The organism is Altererythrobacter aquiaggeris (genome assembly GCF_037154015.1).
GTDB classification, from domain to species: Bacteria; Pseudomonadota; Alphaproteobacteria; order Sphingomonadales; family Sphingomonadaceae; genus Aestuarierythrobacter; species Aestuarierythrobacter aquiaggeris.
In genome coordinates this window covers 288,489-307,538 of sequence record NZ_JBANRL010000001.1, presented here as the reverse complement: position 1 = coordinate 307,538, position 19,050 = coordinate 288,489, and the positions used below count along the sequence as shown (strand labels likewise).

Here is a 19,050-nt window from a genome sequence, read left to right as displayed (position 1 = left end):
ACCGATTACAACGGATTGCCATCGCGGTCGCGGTAGATTTCGCGGCGTCCGACATGGTTTGCCGGGCCAACCAGACCTTCGCCTTCCATCCGCTCGATCCATTTCGCAGCAGTGTTGTAACCTACGCTCATCTGCCGCTGCAGCCAGCTTCCCGATGCCTTCTGGTTTTCGATCACCACCTGGCAGGCCTGACGATATTTGCGCTCGTCCGGATTGTCGGAAGCGGTCAGATCGTCTTCGAAATTGAGGCCGCCGCCATCTTCGGGTTCCTCGGTCACCGCGTCGACATAGTCTGGCTTGCCCTGCGCGCGCCAGTGGTCGGCAACCGCTTCGACTTCTTCGTCCGATACGAACGGGCCGTGTACGCGGACCATCGCGCCCGTGTTGGGCTTGTATAGCATATCGCCCTTGCCCAGCAGCTGTTCGCTGCCCTGCTCGCCCAGAATTGTGCGGCTGTCGATCCGGCTGGTGACTTTAAAGCTGATGCGGGTTGGCAGGTTGGCCTTGATCACGCCGGTGATCACATCGACCGACGGACGCTGCGTCGCCATGATGAGATGGATTCCTGCTGCGCGCGATTTCTGGCTCAGTCGCTGGATCAGAACCTCGATCTCCTTGCCCACGGTGACCATCAAATCGGCCAGCTCGTCAACAATCAGGACAATCTGGGGCAGCACTTCATAATCGAGCTGTTCTTCCTCGAACAGTTCCTCGCCCGAATCCGGATCGAACCCGATCTGCACCCGGCGGCCAAGCGGTTTACCCTTGGCCGCTGCGGCCTTAAGCTTTTCGTTAAAGCCGCTGATGTTGCGCGAGTTGATGCTCGACATCATGCGGTAGCGGCGCTCCATTTCCTCGACCGCCCATTTCAGTGCGCGCACCGACTTGTGCGGCTCTGTCACCACTGGCGAGAGCAAATGCGGGATGTCGTCATAGCTCTTGAGCTCGAGCACCTTGGGATCGATCAGGATCAGGCGGCATTCGGCGGGTGTGAAGCGGTAAAGCAGCGACAGGAGAATACAGTTGAGGCCCACCGATTTTCCCGATCCGGTGGTACCCGCAACCAGCAAATGAGGCATGGCCGCAAGGTCGGCGACGACAGGATCACCCGCGATATCCTTGCCCAGAATGATCGGCAATGCGCCCTTGGCTTCGGCGAAATCTTCACACGCTGCGAGTTCTTTGAGCACCACCATCTGGCGGTCGGCATTTGGCAATTCTATGCCCATCACGGTCTTGCCTGGAATGGGCGAAACGCGCGCGCTGATGGCCGACATGTTGCGCGCGATATCTTCAGCCAGCCCGACCACGCGGCTGGCCTTGATACCCGGCGCAGGCTCCAGTTCGTACATCGTAACCACCGGTCCGGTTCGAACTGCGGTAATCTCGCCCTTCACATTGAAATCGTCGAGCACATTTTCGAGCAGCCGGGCGTTGCGTTCCAGCCCCATCTTGTCCAGCTTTGGCGCAGCGTGGACGGGCGGGTCTTCAAGCAGGTCGAGGCTGGGCAGTTCGTATTCGGCGAACATGTCCTTTTGCTGTTTTTTCGGCTGCGGTTTCGCGCGTTTTGGTGCGGTTGAAGGATCGGCGATTTCAGGGCTCCGCCGCGGTGTTTCGTCGATGATCGGGGTGCTTTTGCTCTCGCGCGGTTTCTTCTCGCCTGCACTGCGGCGCGATGGCCTCGCACCGGCACCATCGTCGAATTCGTCATCGCCGCGCGAACGCTTGAGAAAATCGGGTAGCGTGAGCAGAGCGGCCCAATCGATGGTGAAGACACGCCCGACCAGCACCGCACCGCCCGCCAGTGATCCCAGCCCCAGTAGCAGGATCGTCCAGAATTGCGCAGCTTCGGGCAAACGGGCGGCAATCGCCCTGATTGCGCCAGCGCCCAGCAACCCGGAAATGCCCCCCATCGAGGCAGGCATCGTGCCGCGCTCCGGATCGATAATCAGCGCCAAGGCGGTGCCAAGCAGGACCATGGCGAGCAGCAGCATCCCCAGCGGGCGCCACCAATGCGTGTCTTCAGGCTTGTCGTCCTGTTCGATCGCACGCCATAAATTGCGCGCCGAGATATAAAGCAGCGGCAGCAGCAATGTCGCTGTCCAGCCAAACAGCAACAGCGCGCGTTCGGCTGCCCACGCGCCGGGCAGGCCCATCCAGTTGCCGATATTTCCGGTCGCAGCGGCGGTTGAAATGCTCGGATCGGTTTGCGTGTAGCTTGCCAGCGCCAGACCGAGGAACACCATGGCCGCAAATAGCGTTGCCGCGCCCGTCATCTGGGCAGCGCGGCGGGCGCTGCGGCGAAACGCAGCGCGCCAGTCTGTCTGCGCCTTTGCCGCGCGTGATGCCATAATCCTCAAGCTCCCTGACACTACCATGCGCCGGGAGGCGAGTCCCCGTCAAGAATCCTTCGGTTTTGCGAGCGTCTGCGATTGCCGGGGTTCTAGCAGCTCGACAGTCCGTCAATCGCTGCCCATCGCTCGCAACCCAGCCGCGCAGCGCGGTTTGCGTCCATTCCGCCCAGCGCGATTGCCGGCATCTCTGCCAGCTGCGCCAGTTTGCGAAAGCCATCCTCTCCCAGCAGCTGCGCATTTTCATGAGACTTCGTTTCGTAAACGGGCGAGATTACCACCGCATCGGCGCGGACCAAATTGGCCGCGTCCAACTCGCGGCGATCATGAACAGTCGCCAGCCTCACCAATCCGCCGCCCAGACCGATCGAAGTCGGCGATCCGTACACTCCATCGGCAGACCAATTCTGAGCGGTTGCCGGCCCATCCGAAAGCAACAGCAGATGATCATGCGAGCGGGCAATCGTCGCAAGCGCCGCGTAGCGGCTGCGGCGCTGGCGCGGACCAAGATGATAATGGCGATAGATAAACCCCGAACGCGGTGGCAGCAAAGCCAGCACACGTTCCAGCACTGCATCGTTGCGTGCATCGCTGAGCAGCCAGATGCGCGGTAAGTCGGGCTGGTTTTGATCCATTTGCACGCTATAGCGCGGCATCATGGAAAACGCAGCCACACCGCTTGAGGAAATCAACCGCCAGATTGCCGCGGCCGCCAAAATCGCACAGCGGGAGAGTGACGATATTACGCTAATCGCAGTCAGCAAAACGCACCCGGAGGAAAGCATCCTCCCGTTGCTGGAGCAGGGCCACCGCGTATTTGGCGAAAACCGTGTTCAGGAGGCGCAGGCCAAATGGCCGCGGATGCGTGAGAAATATCCTGACGCGGAGGTGCATCTGATCGGCCGGCTCCAGTCGAACAAGGCCGATGATGCGGTGACTGTATTCGACTGCATCCATTCGCTTGACCGCCCCGGTCTGGTCACGGCGTTGGGCAAAGCCATGAACAAGGCCGGACGCCGCATACCGTGTTTTATCCAGGTGGATGTGGGCGAGGAAGATCAAAAGGGCGGCTGCGCGATCAGTGCTTTGCCGGACCTGCTCAGCCGCGCAAATGACGCCGGTATCCCGGTAATCGGCCTGATGTGCATTCCGCCGCTGGCAATCGAGCCTGCCCCGTTCTTCGCACTGCTGGACAAGCTGGCTACCGACCACGACCTGCCCGGCCGCAGTATGGGAATGAGCAGTGACTTCAGGGCCGCGATCATGATGGGCGCCACGCATATCCGCGTAGGAACCGCGCTGTTCGGGGCACGCGGTCGGCACTAGCGCGATTTACGCAACAAACTTGCGTTGCCGCGCAATCGTTTCGTCTATAAAAGCAGCGGCCTAGGGAGATTTTTCCATGATCGTCGGTACACCTCGCGAAATCAAGAACCACGAATACCGTGTCGGTTTGACGCCGGAAAGCGTCCGCGAACTGGTATCGCAAGGCAACGAAGCCTGGGTGGAAACCGGCGCCGGTCTCGGGATCGGCTGCACCGATGCGGAGTATGAAAGCGCGGGCGGTACCATCAAACCCGACGCCAGGACAATTTTCGATGGCTGCGAAATGGTGGTCAAGGTCAAGGAACCGCAAGCGGGTGAGCGCGCCATGCTGCGCGAGGGGCAGATCCTCTATACCTATCTGCATCTTGCACCCGACCCGGAACAGACCCGCGAACTGGTTGAAAGCGGTGTCACCGCAATTGCTTACGAGACGGTGACCGGCCCCGGTGGCAGTTTGCCGCTGCTCAAACCGATGAGCCAGGTGGCCGGGCGCATGAGCATACAGGCTGGCGCGACAGCGCTGCAAAAGGAGCACAATGGCCGCGGCGTGCTGATCGGCGGCGTGCCGGGCGTAATGCCCGCCAACGTCGTGGTGATCGGCGGCGGCGTGGTCGGGTTCAACGCAGCCCAGATGGCGGTTGGTCTTGGCGGCCGCGTGACCATCCTCGACCGCAACCCCGAAGTGCTGGAAGCGGTCGGCACGCATTTCGAAAATCGCGCGGCAACCCGATTTTCAAACAAGGCCAATCTTGAAGAAGCAGTGCGCGAGGCGGATTTGGTCATCGGCGCCGTGCTGATCCCCGGTGCCGCCGCGCCCAAGCTGATTACCCGCGAAATGCTCGGCATGATGCGGCCCGGTTCGGTGCTTGTCGATGTAGCGATCGACCAGGGCGGCTGTTTTGAAACCAGCAAGGCGACAACCCATGCCGATCCGACCTATGTCGTTGATGACATTGTGCATTACTGCGTCGCCAATATGCCTGGCGCAGTCGCGCGCACCAGCACTTATGCGCTGAACAACGTCACACTGCCCCACGCCTTGCGGATTGCGCGACTGGGCTGGAAGGACGCCTTGCGCGCCAACCCGCATCTTGCGGAAGGTCTGAATGTCCATGCAGGCAAGGTAACCTACGCCGCTGTTGCCCAGGAACTTGATTACGAGCATTTGCCGGTTTCGGACGCGCTTGACCGTTAACCTTAATTAAACTGCCATTTTTCAGGTCTAATAAAGCGCCAATTGTAAGCAGTATGTAAATAACTGTTCCATATTAAACTGCTCATGGGACAGGTTTTTCTGCGTTTCTGGATTATGGTTGCCGCGCTCGCGGCAGGCGTCCCTGCGTTGGCAAACGGTGATCCGGCGGAAATCAAGGCCCAATGTCATGCGCATGGCGCGGCAGATATCCCGATCGAAACCATGGCTGCAAACCGGGCATTGTGGGATTGTGATACGACGGATTTCAAAGGTAACGCGCAGGCAGGATGGCTGTTGTTCGATGCCAGCGGTTGGACCGGCCAGGCAGCGCCCGAAACATTCTTCTCGCGGATCACCCGGTTTGCCGACATCACCATCGCGGCAATCGATAAAGACGGGTCGATCAGGGCCTCCACCCTGAACGCCAGCGAAGTCGAAGCCATCCCTGCGGGCCCGATGTTTGCAGCCGATGTGCCGCAGATCAACGCCGACACCAGCGCGGTGATCGTCAAAATAACCAAGCCCCACAGCGTGACTGTGTTTGCCGACGCCAGATTGACGCCGGACATCGGGAATGCCGCTTGGGGAATGCAGGAAATCGCCTTGATGGCGTTTATCGGCGGATTGCTGATTGCCCCGTTATTGTTCGATGTAAACTTCTACATTGTTCTGCGCGAACGGTTTGTCCTGCTTCACGCGGTCATGATCATCTCGATGATCGGCTATCTGTTGATTGCGGGAGGTTTAATCAACGTTTTCCTCATTTTACCCGTAACTTTGCTTGCGATCAGCGGCCCGCTGCTGTGGGCAATCGGCGTCGCCGTCTCGGCGTTCTTCTCGCTCGAATTTCTGGAAAACAGCGCGCTCACCCCGGCGATGCGCAAGTTGATCCGCGCTTCGGGCTGGTGGACATTGATCGTCATCGGGTTTTGCGCGCTGCAACTGGATGCGACCCAAAGTTTTGACAACGCGCTGTACTTCTTGGCCTTTATCCCCGTCATAGCCATTTACATCGCGGGCATAGTGCAGGCGCTCTTGCGCGGTAGCCGGTCGGCGCGGTTCCTTGCCGCAGCATGGGTGCCGATTGTCCTGGCTGCGATTGACCGGCTGTTACGCGGTATCGGCGCCTATTCTGGGCCATCGACGCTTGATCAGCTGCTGTTTCTCGGCCTCGGCTTCGAAGTTCTGATAATCACACTGGGCGTGGCTGAGCGTTTCCTGTCGCTCCGGCGCGAGCGCGATAGCGCGCTGACCGAAGCGCAGGTGTTGGGAGAACTGTCGCAGCGTGATCCGCTGACCGGATTGATGAACCGCAGAGCGATTGAACCGCGTTTCAAACGGCTGCGCGAAAGCGGGTTCGACACGATGGCAGTACTCGATCTGGACCGTTTCAAACGGATTAACGATGTGCATGGCCATAAGCTGGGCGACGAGGTGCTCCGCGCCACTGCCAGTGCGCTCAGCGGTGATCACGAAACTCTGGCTATCCGTCTGGGCGGCGAAGAATTTATCCTGCTGTTACGCGGAACCGACACGCGCCAACGTGCCGAACGGCTGCGACTGGCCATCACTTCGCGCGTCGCGGCAATGGTGCCGGGCCTCGATTCGCCCATCACCGCCAGTATGGGCATTGTGGAAATGCCCTGCGGAGAATTCCGCGACATGGGGTTTGGGCCGACATTCGAGATTGCCGACAGGCTACTTTATCAGGCAAAGAAATCCGGCCGCAATCGCACTGCCTATGAAAAGCTGACCGATTTTGGTGCGCGTACCGATCGGCGCAAGGACGACCGGCGGGTTGCCTAGACCGTGCCGCCCGCGCGCCATTGCTTGTAACGCCTGGTGCGCCGGGCTGTCCTGAATTGATCGGAAAGCAACGCCCAAACCGGCGAGACGTCCGGTTTCACAGCCTTGCCAACAGAAATCCGTTCCAGCTGGGCCTTTGTCACGGACATGGTCGCCAGCCCCTTCAGCGCGCCCGATTTCCAGGTAATGTCGGGCCAGAGGACTTCGGTTTGCTCGCCTGCCAGCCAGTTTTCGGGCAAGTCGGGATCGAACGCGAGCGCGCGTGCTATCCCGAGCATCGCGACGCCAAATCCCTGCGGGTCTTTCTCCAGCGCATCCTCGGCAACGTCCAGCCGGACGATACCGCCGGTAACCATGATCGGCATTTTGGCGACATGGGCGATGTCGCGCGCGAATTTCACGAAATAGGCCTCGCGTTTATCAGTACTGGTTTGCTCCGGGCTGTCTTCCGCAGTATTGCCTTGCATTGCGGGACTTTCGTAAGAGCCGCCCGATAATTCGACACAGTCGAGCGCCTTGTCGTTCAGCCATTCGACAACCTGCCGTGCTTCCTCGAACGAGAAGCCGCCCTTTTGAAAGTCGGCAGAATTGAGTTTTACGCCGACGCCGAAGCCGGGCTTTACGCGTGCACGCACAGCATCGACGATCGCCAGCAGGAAGCGTGCGCGGTTCTCCAGACTACCGCCCCACCTATCGGTTCGCTTATTGGCATTGGGCGAAAGAAACTGGCTGACGAGATAGCCATGCGCTGCATGGATCTGGACACCGTCGAAGCCGGCCTTCTCGGCCTGCTCTGCGGTATCGGCAAAGCGCGTGACGATCGCCTCTATCTCCGGCCCGGTCAGCGCGCGCGGCTGGCCCATCATGCCCGAAAACTTGCCCAGATCGACTGGAATATCCGACGGCGAGACGGCCTGTTCGCCCATCGCTTTATACACTTGGCGGCCCGGATGGTTGATCTGCATCCAGAACTGCGCGCCGCCCGATTTTCCCGCGTCAGCCCAGCGCGCAAACCGTTCAACCGGCGTTTCCTTTTGCAGCACCACCCCGCCCGGACCCGTCAGCGCGTCAGGTGCGACCATGACATTGCCGGTCAAAATCATGCCCGCCCCGCCGCGCGCCCAGCGTTCATACAATGTATACAGGCGTTCGCCCGGAAGCTGCCCTGCATCGGCAAGGTTTTCTTCCATCGCCGCCTTGCAAATGCGGTTCGGTACGATTGCACCATTGGGCAGCGTTAGCGGGGTAAACAGCAGCGACCGGGTCATTCGGATTCCTCGATAAATGGTGCGAGCACTTCGGGCCGGACGCGGGCCAGTCGTCCGCTCTCCTTATCCAGCATTGCCCATGTGGTGTTGGCACTGACAATCACTTTGCCCGCTGCATTGCGAAAATCGACCCGCCGCACGGATTTCGCCCCCGTCGCCGCGCCGGGAATCCATGTTTCACCGGTCACGGTTTCGCCCGCCCCGATATTGCCGCGATAGTCGATCTCGTGCCGGATCACCAGCCAGATGAAAGCCGCCTGATCTTGCGGCCGCGCCGCTGCATCCCAATGCTGCGTCGCCATATCCTGCACCCATTGCACCCAGACGGCATTGTTCACATGGCCCATCACATCGATGTGTTCGGGCGCAGCGGTGAAAGTGCGGGTGAAACGCAGCACTATTCGTCCGCGCCCATTTGCCACAGGATGAAGGCATACTCTTCGGCGGTTTCTTTCAGGCTTTCGAAACGCCCCGATTTGCCGCCGTGCCCTGCGCCCATATTGGTTTTGAGCAACAGGATATTGTCGTCTGTTTTCACTTCGCGCAATTTAGCGACCCATTTGGCGGGCTCCCAATAGGTCACGCGCGGATCGTTCAGGCCAGCGGTCACCAGCATCGGCGGATAATCCTGCGCGCGGGTCTGGTCATAGGGGCTGTAGCTGGCAATCAGTTCGTAAGCGGCCTTGTCCTCGATCGGATTGCCCCATTCGGGCCACTCACCCGGCGTCAGCGGCAGGCTGGCATCCAGCATCGTGTTGAGCACATCGACAAACGGCACATGCGCCACCACCGCGCCGAACAGGTCGGGATCGGAATTGATCACCGCGCCCATCAGTTCGCCGCCGGCCGACCCGCCCGAAATGCTGATCTTGCCTGCAGCGGTGTATCCGCGATCGATCAGCCCTTTGGCGACATCGACGAAATCGTTGAAGGCGTTGGTGCGGCGTTCCAGCTTGCCCGCCTTGTACCAGGCGCGGCCCAGATCATCGCCGCCGCGAATATGCGCGATAACATAGGCAAAACCCCGATCCACAAGGCTGAACCGCGTGGTTGAAAAACCCGGTTCGATCGCGATCCCGTAAGCGCCATATCCGTAAAGATGCAGCGGGCCTGAGCCCTCTCTGTCTTTGCGATAGATGATGCTGGCGGGGATCATCGTTCCGTCACGCGCTGCGAACTCCAGCCGCTCGGTGGTGTAAAGCGAGGCATCATAGCCCGACGGGATTTCCTGCACCTTCAGCTGTTCGAGGCGTTTTTCGGCTACGTGATAATCGAACACCGTGTTGGGCGTGACCATCGAATTATACGTCATCCGCAGCACCCGACTGTCATATTCGGGATTGCCCGCCGTGCCCGCGCTGAAACTGGCTTCTGGCCATGCTACGGTTTCAACCCGCGATGGATCATCGTAATACCGCAGCTGGACCTGATCCAGACCGCGCAAACGCCCTTCGGTGACATAAAAATCTTTGAAAATATCGAAGCCGGTCAGATAGAAATCGTCCGATCCTTCGATCAGTGTGGTCCATTCGCCGGGCGCGGATACCGGCGCGGTGGCCAGCCGGAAATTCTCATGCGTGTCATTGGTGTGGACGAAGACGGTTTCATCTCGGATGTCGATGTCGAATTCGACACCGTCCACCCGCTGTTTCACAAGCACCGGCTCGGCCTCGGGATTGGCAGCGGGGACGATCCGGATTTCGCTCGTTTGATGATCCGAAGTGCCGATCACCAGCCAGTCATCCTGCGCCGAGATTGAACTGCCCACACGAAAACCGTCGTCATCCTCGTGATACAGCTCGACATCGTCTTCGATCGGCTGGCCCAGCCAGTGAAGCCGCGCATTATCCGTGCGCCATTGTTTATTCGCGAGCGAGTAAACCAGTGCCTTGTCATCCGCGCACCACACCAGTGCGGACAATGTACCGGGAATTTCGTCCGGCAAATGGTCGCCGGTCGCCAGGTCCTTGATCCGCATGGTGAAGCGTTCAGATCCATTATCGTCCACCGAATAGGCGAGCAGCCTGCCATCCTTGCTGACCGACAGCGCACCGAGGCGGAAATATTCCTTGCCATCGGCCAGTGCAACTTCGTCAAGGATCAGCTGGTCAGCCCCGCCGGAAACAGGTTTGCGCCACCATTTGCGGTATTCCGCGCCGTCTTCGAATTCGGTCCAGTAAAGGTAATCGCCGTCCTTCTGCGGGACCGATTTATCGGCTTCCTTGATACGGGCACGCATTTCGGCAAACAGCGCATCGATCCGGTCCTGCCGGTCGCCCATGCGCGCCTTGAACCAGGCATTTTCAGCCTCGAGATGCGCGAGAATCTCCTTATCCTCCACCTTTGGATAGGCGGGATCGCGCAGCCACGCATAATCATCCGACAGTTCAATCCCGTGATGAGTGGAGGTAAAAGGGCGTTTTGCCGCGACGGGCGGCGACACTGGAGTGGAAATGGTCATCCAGCGCGTCTATTGTGCGCACGAAAGGACCGCAAGCCATGCTTATGCACACACACGAAGCCCGCCTCGACGCCCTCCGCAAGGAGCTTGATCGCCGGGGACTCGACGGCTTCGTCATTCCCATCTCCGATGAACATATGTCCGAATATGTCGGGGCCTATGCCCAGCGGCTCGGCTGGCTGTCGGGTTTTGGGGGTTCGGCGGGCACCGGGCTGGTGATGAAAGACCGCGCTGTGATGTTCGTCGATGGGCGATACACGCTGCAAGTGCGCGAGCAGGTGGACGGCCAGTTCTGGGAATATGAGAATGTCCCGGCGACCAGTATCCCGAAATGGCTGAAGGCCAATGCGCCTGAAGGCACCAGGCTGGGCTATGATGCATGGCTGCATGGCCGCGACTGGGCAAATTCGGTCGAGACGGTTTTGAACGCTAAGGGCGGCGAGCTTGTGGCCACTGACGGAAATCCGCTCGACGCGGTGTGGCAGGACCAGCCGGAGGCATCGTCTGCCGTTGCGGTGCCATATTCGGATGAACTGGCGGGAAAATCCTCCGCCGCAAAGCGCGGCGAGATCGGCGAGTGGCTCAAGGCTGAAAATCTCGATGCGACTGTTGTATCCGCGCTCGACTCGGTCGCATGGCTGCTCAATATTCGCGGTGCCGATGTCGATAATACGCCTGTGGCGCTGTCCTTTGTAATCGCTCATGCCGACGGTACGGCGGACATGTTCATCGCACCTGAAAAGGTAACTCCTGAACTGACCGCGCATCTGGGTAACGCCGTCAGGGTTCGCAGCCGCGATGATTTTGTGCCTGCGCTCAAAGGCCTGAAGGGCAAGCGTGTTGCAGTCGATGCAGAACGCTCGGTCGCGGCAATTTTTGCCGCGCTTGGCGAAGCGGACGCCACTATCGTCACCACCCGCGACCCCACCGTGTTGCCGCGCGCGCAGAAAAATCCGGCCGAACAACAGGGCCACCGCGATGCCCAGGCGCTGGACGGCGTAGCGATCACCAAATTTCTTCACTGGCTGTCTGTCGAAGGTCCCAAGGGCGAGCTCGACGAACTGTCCGCCGCAGCCCGGCTGTTCAAATTCCGCAGCGAATGCGGCGATTTGCGCGGACGTTCGTTCAACACGATCTCTGGCGCTGGCGCCAACGGGGCCAGCCCGCATTACAGCGTGAATGAAGAAACCAACGCTCCGCTTGTTCCCGGCAGCGTATTTCTGTGCGATTCAGGCGGGCAATATCCTGCCGGAACAACCGATATCACCCGCACCGTCTGGATTGCCGGCGAAGGCGATAAAGCTGCCCCACCAGCCGAAGTTCGCGACCGGTTTACCCGCGTATTGCAGGGCCATATCGCGCTTGACCGCCAGATATTTCCCGATGGCACCACCGGCGGTCAGCTGGATGCGCTCGCACGGCAATTCCTGTGGATGGACGGTGTTGATTACGCGCATGGTACGGGCCACGGGGTCGGCGCTTACATGATGGTTCACGAGGGGCCGCAGCGGATCGCGAAACCTGCAGGCGGGCAGGCAGGCACCAATGAACCGCTGCGCGCCGGCATGATCTGCTCGAACGAGCCGGGCTATTACAAGGCTGGCGAATACGGCATCCGGATCGAAAATCTGGTGCTGATCGAACCGCGCGACATAGCCGGTTCGGACGGCGATTATCTCGGCTTCGAAACGCTCACACTTGCCCCGATTGCCCGCAACATGGTCGATGTGTCGATGTTGTCGCAGGCCGAAAAGGCGTGGTGGAATGATTATCATGCCAAAGTCGACGCAGTGCTCGCGCCGCAAATGGACGGCGAAGCACTGGCATTTCTGAAGGATGCGTGCACGCCCTTGTAGCAGAACCCTTGTTCCCGTAATGTTCTAGGAGGTCGCGAGTCGTCAGGGAGAAAAAAGATGATTGGTTATGTCACGCTCGGCACGAAAAACCTCAAAGAACACGCGAAATTTTACGATGCCATTGCCAGGGAGATGGGTGTTGGCCGGATGATGGATGAAGACACATTCATCGCCTGGGGGGAACCGGGCGGTCCCGCCGGGGTCGCGATTACCCGGCCGTTCGACGGACAAGAACCGACAGCCGGGAACGGCACGATGGTCGCGTTCGAGGCTGAAGATGCGGATCAGGTAAAACGGATCTACGATATTGCCATTGCCCAGGGCGGCACTGATGAAGGTGCGCCAGGCGATCGTGGCGGCGGCTTTTATGCGGCCTATTTCCGCGATCTGGACGGAAATAAGCTCAACGCTTTCTGTATGGCGAAAGAGGGTTGAGCCATGGCTGACGCGCCCGATCTCCGCAAACAGTTCATTCATCTGGGACCGGGGGCAACCTCGGTCACGCAGCCGCCATTTGACGGGATGGAGTGGTATGGAGGTTACGAGCAGCGGCACGGTAGCGATGGTGCGGAAGGGCGGCTGGTCAGTATGTACCGTTTCGATGCACCGTGGGATGTCTGGGAAATGCATCCGTCCGGAACCGAAGTCGTCGTTTGCGTTTCGGGATCAATGGATTTGATCCAGCAAGGCAGTGATGGCGAGCATATCCGGACCGCTCTGGCCCCCGGTCAATATGCGATCAATCCGCCGGGCGTCTGGCATACAGCCGACATATCCGGATCGGCTGAGGCGATGTTCATAACCGCTGGCGAAGGCACGCAGCACCGTCCGCGATAGCACGCTTGCTGGCAAATTAACGCCAGCTTCGTTTTGCGACAATTTGCGACAAATTTGCGGTTTTGCGGGATATTGCTGCGACAGTCGGCCTCTAGAACCGGGATCAAGGGCTGCGGCGATACCGAAAAGTTTCTCCCCCTTCTGCACGTATCGCCGCAGCCCGCCTTTTCGTAATTTCAGGAGTTTTCCATGAAGAAGTTTACTCTCGCATTATCCGCTGCCGCACTCGCGCTGACCGCTGGCGGTGCCGCGATTGCTGCCCAGGACGGTGGCAAGAACAACAGAGCTGACGCCAACAATGACGGTGTCGTAACCCTTGCCGAGGCCAGAACCGCTGGTGCGGCAATGTTCGCCCGCATGGACGCCGATGGCAATGGCATTATCAATCCCGCCGATCGTGAAGCAAAAAAGGCCCAACGTTTCGCCGCAATGGATGCCGATAATAACGGTGAAGTCACACAGGCCGAAATGCAGGCCCACCGCGCCCAGCGTCAGGAACGGCAAGCTGAACGCCGGACTGAACGCCAAGCTGAACGCAGTGAAAATCGCGGCCAGCGCGGGGCAGAACGCTTTGCCCGCCTCGATACCGATGGCAGCGGCGGCTTGACGGCGGCTGAAATGGAAGCCGGCCATGAAGCGCGCACGGAACGCCGCGGCGAACGCGGCGAAGGCAAGCGCGGTATGCGCGGCCATCGCGGCGGAAAGGGCGGCGGAAAGGGCGGCGGGGGTCAGGCACGCATGATGATGCGCATGGCCGATGCCGACGGTGACAAGACCATCTCGCGGGCCGAATTCGATAAAGTTGTCACCAGCCATTTCGAAATGGCCGATGCCAATAATGACGGGCAGATTACCGGCGAGGAACGCAAGGCAGCGCGCGAAAAAATGCGCGAATTGCGCCGCACCAATCGCGCCGGATAATTAAGCTCGGGTTGATTGAACCGAGGGCACGCTGGTAGGCGCTGCGAAATCTTATGGCCGAAACATCGCCTACCCGAATTCTGCTCGTCGATGACGAAGCATCCTTAAGGGAACCTCTGGCCGAATATCTTTTCGGCCAGGGGTTTTCTGTCGTTATGGCCGAGAGCGCGGCCGCTGCGCGCAGCATTCTGCGAGACCACAAGCCCGACCTTGTCCTGCTCGACATCATGATGCCGGGTGAAGACGGCCTGTCGCTGTGCCGTCACATTACCGAATCCATCGGCATTCCCGTCATACTCCTCACGGCAAAGGGCGAGGCGACCGACCGGATCGTCGGGCTGGAGATCGGTGCTGATGATTATGTCGTCAAGCCGTTCGAGCCGCGCGAGCTGGTCGCGCGCATCCGTTCTGTGCTGCGCCGCGGCACACGTGGAACCACGCATTCCAACCCCGATGGCGAACTTGGCTATGAATTCGAGGGGTGGAAACTCGACACTCTCAAACAGAGGCTGACCGATGCCGAAGGCGCTCTGGTGCCGATCTCGTCGGCTGAGTACCGGCTGCTGTCGGCATTTCTCCAGCACCCGCGCCAGGTTCTGGACCGTGACCGGCTGCTCGATCTGGTTCAGGGCCGCGAGGCCCATGCGTTCGACCGTGCGGTGGATAACCAGGTGAGCAGATTGCGCGGCAAGATCGAACTTGATCGCAGCGATCCGCAATTGATCCAGACCGTGCGCGGCGGCGGCTACCGGTTTGCTGCGGACGTGCGCCGGATTGAATTGCGCGAACAGTGACGCGCTTGTGGCCTCGTTCGCTGCGCGGGCAAGTCCTCGCCGCAATAGCCGTTGCCCTGCTCATTGCGCAGGGCGTCAATCTGGTTGTCCTGCACCGCGGGCAGCAGGTCCGGCAGGAGATGACCGTTGCCAACAGCGCGGCCTTCAGATTGCTGGCGCCCGAGAGGCCCGGAAGCGACGATCGCCGCGCAGCGCGCAGACGCGGAAACGACGACGGCTTGCGCGGCGATATCGGCGGCGCGCGCGCATTCAGGCCGCGGTGGATGGATGTTTCGCCGCAGCGGGCGGGGGAGCGGCGGCAAACAGGTATCGAGGAACAACTGGCCGAGATTTTGCTGCGGCAAGGCGTTGTTCCGGCACACATCGTCGCCGTGAGACGCAGGTTCGATGACGAGCCCGAGGCGAGGCAAAGGATGCTGCGCCGCGCGGCCCGCGCCGGTCTGCCAAACCGGGCAATGCCAAGACAGTTTTTCATAGTCGGGGTGCAGGCAGACAACGGTAGCAGGTGGCGCGTGGTGCAAGTCGCCGGCATCCGTGAACAGACGTTCCGCGGGATCAGTGCAATCATCATCCAGACGCTGCTGCTTTTCCTGATCCTGTTTGGCGCATTGGCCGTGATCCTGCGGCGCATCACGCGCCCGCTCGCCGCGCTGACCGCCCGCAGCGAGCAATTCGCCCGCACGCGCGACGCCGCAGACCAGCTGGAGCCCAGCGGCCCGGCGGATGTCAGCAGGCTTATTACCGCGCATAACAGTCTGGAAACCAAGATTGCCGGTTTGCTTGATGAAAAAGACGTCATGCTCGGCGCGATCGGGCATGATCTCAAAACCCCGCTCGCCGCGCTGCGTGTGCGGATTGAAACGGTCGCCAACGAGGCGGAGCGGGCCAAAATGGCCGAAACTATCGACGGAATTGCCGATTCACTCGACGACATATTATCGCTGGCGCGCGTTGGCCGGCCGACAGATCCGCTCGAATCGGTCGAACTCGGTTCACTCGCCGCGTCGATCGTCGAAGAGTACGAAGATCTTGGCGAGCCTGTTACGCTCGTCGCGAGCGAGCGCATGGTCGGCAGAATGCGCGCCAATTGGGTCCGGCGTGCGTTGCGCAATCTCATTTCCAATGCGCTGCGCTATGGCGGCACGGCGCGCGTATCGATCATGCGGCAACCGGGGGGTGTCATCATGCTGGTGGCAGACGATGGCCCCGGCATTCCGCCTGCCGATCTTGAACGTATGCAGGAGCCTTTTACGCGGGGCGAACCATCACGAAATCGATTGACCGGCGGGGCCGGGCTCGGCCTTACGCTGGCGCGCGCCATCGCCGAACAGCATGGCGGTCAGCTTACCCTGACCAACCGCGCCGATGCAGCGGGCCGCACTGCAGGACTGGACGCGGCAATCACCATGCCGCTGGACTGAAAATGGCCACTTTGGCGGTGTGTACGCTCCCCTGGCAGAAAACCTTCGCTAACAGATTGTTACCCTGCTAGTCCGCGCCGGAATTTCGGAGAATAACCCCATGCGTTCTGCCTTTGTCGCCGCTTTGTCAGCCAGCCTGCTTGCCGGCTGTGCCACCGTTCCTGTCGCAAAATCCGCCACCGCTGTACCGCTGCAGGACGGACAGTCGGCTGCAATTGCGGCCGCGGCCCCGCAGCCATTGCCGGCATCGACGAACACCGATTTGCCGCGCATCGCCCGCCCGTCGCATTATGCGATCAAGATTGTGCCCGATGCGGCCAATCTGGTGTTTTCGGGCTCGTCTTCGGTTAATATCGACCTGTTCGAACCCTCCGACAGTGTGACGCTGCACGCCGTATCGCTGGACATCAAGTCAGCCAGCCTGATCGATCTGGCGACGGGCAGCGGCGATGCGCTGACGGTTTCTTACGATCCGCAGCGCCAAACCGCCACGCTGACCGCCGCACGCACCTTGCAACCGGGTAAGTACCGGATCGACACCGCCTATCTGGGCCAGATAAACACGCAGGCGAACGGTCTGTTCGCGCTGGATTACCCCAGCAAGATCGATGGCAGCGAGAGCCGCGGGCTGTTTACCCAGTTCGAAGCGCCCGACGCGCGCCGGTTCGCGCCGATGTTCGATGAACCCAGTTACAAGGCGACTTTCGATCTGACAGCGGTCGTGCCCGCAAACCAGATGGCGGTCAGCAATATGCCCGTGGCAAGTGAAACCGATCTGGGTGACGGGACCAAGCAGGTTACATTTGCGACCAGTCCGAAAATGTCGTCCTATCTGCTATTCTTCGGATTGGGCGATTTCGAACGCGCGGCCAAGATGGCTTCGGGCGGCACCGAAGTGGGCATCGTTGCACCTGTCGGTAGCGGTGCGCAGAAAGATTACGCACTGGCGGAATTGGCCCCGCTGATGGGCTATATGAACGATTATTTCGGGGTCGATTACCCGCTGCCCAAACTTGATAATATCGCCGGGCCGGGCAGCTCGCAATTTTTTGGCGCGATGGAAAACTGGGGCGCGATTTTCACGTTCGAGCGCATTCTGCTGGTCGATCCGGCAATTACCAGCGCGCGAGCGAAACAAGGCCTTTCGGCCACCCAGGCGCATGAAGTCGCCCACCAGTGGTTCGGCAATATCGTGACCATGGCCTGGTGGGACGATCTGTGGCTGAATGAAGGGTTTGCCAGCTGGATGGAAACCAAGACCACCGCGCACTTCCATCCCGAATGGTATCCCGAACTCGGCCGTGTCGGCGGGCGTGAAAGCGCGATGGCGCTGGACGCTTTCGCGACAACCCATCCGATCGTTCAGGAAATTCGTTCGGTGGAGGAAATCAATCAGGCCTTCAGCGCTATCACCTATTCCAAGGGCGAAGCGGTTATTTCCATGCTGGAAGCCTATGCCGGAGAAGACATTTGGCGCAGCGGTATCCGCGCGTATATGCAAGCGCACTCTTACGATAATACGGTCGGCAATGATCTGTGGTCGGCAGTTGAAAGTGCCGGCGCGCCGCGATTGAGCGAAATCGCGCGTGATTTCACCACGCAGCCCGGTGTGCCCATGGTCGAAGTGGGCGACATCGCTTGTACTGGCAACAATACGACCTTGAAAATCCGCCAAAGCGAATTCAGCCGCGACCGGATGCAGGAAGTAATGGAAAGCCCGCAAAGCTGGCGGGTACCTGTCCTGCTGTCCGTATCGGGCGGCCCCGCCACCCGCCACGTGCTTGAAGGCACAGCCTCGCTTACGCTGCCCGGCTGCGGCCCGGTAAATGCCAACGCGGGACAGCTCGGCTATTACCGGACCCGCTACACGCCCGCCAATCTCGAGGCGCTGAAGGGTGGAATGAGCGAATTTGCCGATATCGACCAGCTTGGCCTGATGCGCGACCAGCTCGAGATGTCGGAAGCCGGCTATCAACCGATGGCGCCCGCGCTGGACCTGATGGCGGCCATTCCGGTCGATGCCAATCCGGTGGTGGCTTCATCCGCGATCGGACAGCTTGGCGGCTATTACGGCGTTCTGGTGGACGATGCACCAAAAGCCGCATTGGCGAAATGGGCAGAAAACAGCTGGGGTGCGCGACTGGGCGAGCTCGGATTTGTGCCGCGTGACGAGGAAACACTGGCAGATTCCAACCTGCGCTCGCAGCTGATCAGCGTGCTGGGCGGGATGGGCAATGCTGCTGTGACTGCAGAGGCGCGCCGCCTGTTCACCGCGCTGGGCAGTGATGAAAGGGCAATGGACGGCCCGCTCAAGACAACCTGGCTGGGCATTGTCGCGGGCAATGCCACCAAGTCGGAATGGGACCGGATTGCCGAACTGGCTGCAACATCCAAAAGCACCGTCGAAAAGCAGACCTATTACCGCCTGCTTGGTCAGACAACGGATACGGCGCTCGCGCAGGCCGCGCTCGACATGGCGCTGACCGATGTACCGGGAAAAACAAACAGCGCGGGAATGATCGCCGCGGTGTCGCAGTTGCATTCGCAAATGGCGTTCGACTTCTATCTGGCAAATCAGGAAAAAGTGGACGCGCTGGTTGACGAATCGGGCAAATCGCAATTCGTCGCGAGACTGTTCTACGGGGCGGAAAGCATAGAAATGCTGGCACGGCTTGAAGCGTACGCCGAGAAGCTGCCCGCTGACCAGCGCCGCCCGCTCGACCGCGCGATCACTGTACTGAGCCAGCGTTTTTCGGCTGCACCGCGCATTCGCGGGGAAGTGGGCGACTGGCTGGCGCGGCAGGATCTGTAAGC

General features: G+C 60.3%; 15 protein-coding genes. 10 read left to right on the top strand and 5 right to left on the bottom strand.

Annotation, left to right across the window (positions count from 1 at the left end):
• Positions 1-5 precede the first annotated feature (5 nt).
• Together WFP06_RS01500 and WFP06_RS01495 are read right to left on the bottom strand one after the other, a co-directional pair.
• The gene (locus WFP06_RS01500; RefSeq protein ID WP_336985493.1) at positions 6-2,351 is read right to left on the bottom strand and encodes an FtsK/SpoIIIE family DNA translocase; all 2,346 of its coding nucleotides are present in this window, start codon (positions 2,349-2,351) and stop codon (positions 6-8) included.
• Positions 2,352-2,443: 92 nt separating this feature from the next.
• Complete coding sequence (locus tag WFP06_RS01495) at positions 2,444-3,010, bottom strand: thiamine phosphate synthase (protein ID WP_336985492.1); 567 nt, start codon at positions 3,008-3,010, stop codon at positions 2,444-2,446.
• Here WFP06_RS01495 and WFP06_RS01490 point away from each other — a divergent pair.
• The 3 genes from WFP06_RS01490 (at position 3,009) to WFP06_RS01480 (ending at position 6,678) form a co-directional block, all read left to right on the top strand.
• A complete protein-coding gene (locus WFP06_RS01490) occupies positions 3,009-3,677 on the top strand; it encodes a YggS family pyridoxal phosphate-dependent enzyme (RefSeq protein WP_336985491.1) in 669 nt (222 codons plus the stop codon). The two genes, WFP06_RS01495 and WFP06_RS01490, sit on opposite strands and share 2 nt — an antisense overlap.
• A 76-nt stretch (positions 3,678-3,753) precedes the next feature.
• Positions 3,754-4,872: an alanine dehydrogenase gene (ald, locus tag WFP06_RS01485; RefSeq protein ID WP_336985490.1), complete on the top strand. Its 1,119-nt coding sequence runs from the start codon at positions 3,754-3,756 to the stop codon at positions 4,870-4,872.
• A gap of 114 nt (positions 4,873-4,986) precedes the next feature.
• Positions 4,987-6,678, top strand: coding sequence for a sensor domain-containing diguanylate cyclase (locus tag WFP06_RS01480; protein WP_336985489.1), 1,692 nt, complete (start codon positions 4,987-4,989; stop codon positions 6,676-6,678).
• On the opposite strand, the gene WFP06_RS01475 is transcribed toward WFP06_RS01480, so the two are convergent.
• The 3 genes from WFP06_RS01475 to WFP06_RS01465 are packed head-to-tail and all read right to left on the bottom strand — an operon-like array spanning position 6,675 to position 10,407.
• Positions 6,675-7,946 carry an NADH:flavin oxidoreductase/NADH oxidase family protein gene (locus WFP06_RS01475; RefSeq protein WP_336985488.1) on the bottom strand — a complete coding sequence of 424 codons (1,272 nt, stop codon included), beginning with the start codon at positions 7,944-7,946 and terminating at the stop codon, positions 6,675-6,677. The genes WFP06_RS01480 and WFP06_RS01475 overlap by 4 nt on opposite strands.
• Positions 7,943-8,347 (bottom strand): acyl-CoA thioesterase, encoded by a 405-nt coding sequence (locus WFP06_RS01470; protein ID WP_336987596.1) that lies wholly within the window; start codon positions 8,345-8,347, stop codon positions 7,943-7,945. The genes WFP06_RS01475 and WFP06_RS01470 overlap by 4 nt, the downstream gene beginning before the upstream one ends.
• Positions 8,344-10,407: a S9 family peptidase gene (locus WFP06_RS01465; RefSeq protein ID WP_336985487.1), complete on the bottom strand. Its 2,064-nt coding sequence runs from the start codon at positions 10,405-10,407 to the stop codon at positions 8,344-8,346. The genes WFP06_RS01470 and WFP06_RS01465 overlap by 4 nt, the downstream gene beginning before the upstream one ends.
• Positions 10,408-10,445: 38 nt before the next feature.
• Between WFP06_RS01465 and WFP06_RS01460 the strand changes: the two genes are divergently transcribed.
• The 7 genes from WFP06_RS01460 (at position 10,446) to WFP06_RS01430 (ending at position 19,048) form a co-directional block, all read left to right on the top strand.
• A complete protein-coding gene (locus tag WFP06_RS01460) occupies positions 10,446-12,263 on the top strand; it encodes an aminopeptidase P family protein (RefSeq protein WP_336985486.1) in 1,818 nt (605 codons plus the stop codon).
• A gap of 57 nt (positions 12,264-12,320) precedes the next feature.
• Positions 12,321-12,698, top strand: a complete 378-nt coding sequence (locus tag WFP06_RS01455) for a VOC family protein (protein WP_336985485.1) — start codon at positions 12,321-12,323, stop codon at positions 12,696-12,698.
• A 3-nt stretch (positions 12,699-12,701) separates the two neighbouring features.
• Positions 12,702-13,100 carry a cupin domain-containing protein gene (locus WFP06_RS01450; protein ID WP_336985484.1) on the top strand — a complete coding sequence of 133 codons (399 nt, stop codon included), beginning with the start codon at positions 12,702-12,704 and terminating at the stop codon, positions 13,098-13,100.
• A gap of 189 nt (positions 13,101-13,289) precedes the next feature.
• Positions 13,290-14,021: an EF-hand domain-containing protein gene (locus WFP06_RS01445; protein WP_336985483.1), complete on the top strand. Its 732-nt coding sequence runs from the start codon at positions 13,290-13,292 to the stop codon at positions 14,019-14,021.
• 53 nt (positions 14,022-14,074) lie between these two features.
• Positions 14,075-14,815: a response regulator transcription factor gene (locus WFP06_RS01440; protein ID WP_336985482.1), complete on the top strand. Its 741-nt coding sequence runs from the start codon at positions 14,075-14,077 to the stop codon at positions 14,813-14,815.
• Entirely contained in the window at positions 14,812-16,236 is a 1,425-nt protein-coding gene (locus tag WFP06_RS01435; protein WP_336985481.1) for a sensor histidine kinase, read from the top strand. The genes WFP06_RS01440 and WFP06_RS01435 overlap by 4 nt, the downstream gene beginning before the upstream one ends.
• Positions 16,237-16,336: 100 nt before the next feature.
• A complete protein-coding gene (locus WFP06_RS01430; RefSeq protein ID WP_336985480.1) occupies positions 16,337-19,048 on the top strand; it encodes a M1 family metallopeptidase in 2,712 nt (903 codons plus the stop codon).
• Positions 19,049-19,050: the final 2 nt, after the last annotated feature.

What these genes read in the sequence shown, in the direction of transcription:
- WFP06_RS01500 (WP_336985493.1), bottom strand. Translation starts at nt 2,351, where the DNA reads ATGGCATCACGCGCGGCAAAGGCGCAGACAGACTGGCGCGCTGCGTTT.
- WFP06_RS01490 (WP_336985491.1), top strand. Translation starts at nt 3,009, where the DNA reads ATGGAAAACGCAGCCACACCGCTTGAGGAAATCAACCGCCAGATTGCC.
- WFP06_RS01495 (WP_336985492.1), bottom strand. Translation starts at nt 3,010, where the DNA reads ATGATGCCGCGCTATAGCGTGCAAATGGATCAAAACCAGCCCGACTTA.
- ald (WP_336985490.1), top strand. Translation starts at nt 3,754, where the DNA reads ATGATCGTCGGTACACCTCGCGAAATCAAGAACCACGAATACCGTGTC.
- WFP06_RS01480 (WP_336985489.1), top strand. Translation starts at nt 4,987, where the DNA reads ATGGTTGCCGCGCTCGCGGCAGGCGTCCCTGCGTTGGCAAACGGTGAT.
- WFP06_RS01475 (WP_336985488.1), bottom strand. Translation starts at nt 7,946, where the DNA reads ATGACCCGGTCGCTGCTGTTTACCCCGCTAACGCTGCCCAATGGTGCA.
- WFP06_RS01465 (WP_336985487.1), bottom strand. Translation starts at nt 10,407, where the DNA reads ATGACCATTTCCACTCCAGTGTCGCCGCCCGTCGCGGCAAAACGCCCT.
- WFP06_RS01460 (WP_336985486.1), top strand. Translation starts at nt 10,446, where the DNA reads ATGCTTATGCACACACACGAAGCCCGCCTCGACGCCCTCCGCAAGGAG.
- WFP06_RS01455 (WP_336985485.1), top strand. Translation starts at nt 12,321, where the DNA reads ATGATTGGTTATGTCACGCTCGGCACGAAAAACCTCAAAGAACACGCG.
- WFP06_RS01450 (WP_336985484.1), top strand. Translation starts at nt 12,702, where the DNA reads ATGGCTGACGCGCCCGATCTCCGCAAACAGTTCATTCATCTGGGACCG.
- WFP06_RS01445 (WP_336985483.1), top strand. Translation starts at nt 13,290, where the DNA reads ATGAAGAAGTTTACTCTCGCATTATCCGCTGCCGCACTCGCGCTGACC.
- WFP06_RS01440 (WP_336985482.1), top strand. Translation starts at nt 14,075, where the DNA reads ATGGCCGAAACATCGCCTACCCGAATTCTGCTCGTCGATGACGAAGCA.
- WFP06_RS01430 (WP_336985480.1), top strand. Translation starts at nt 16,337, where the DNA reads ATGCGTTCTGCCTTTGTCGCCGCTTTGTCAGCCAGCCTGCTTGCCGGC.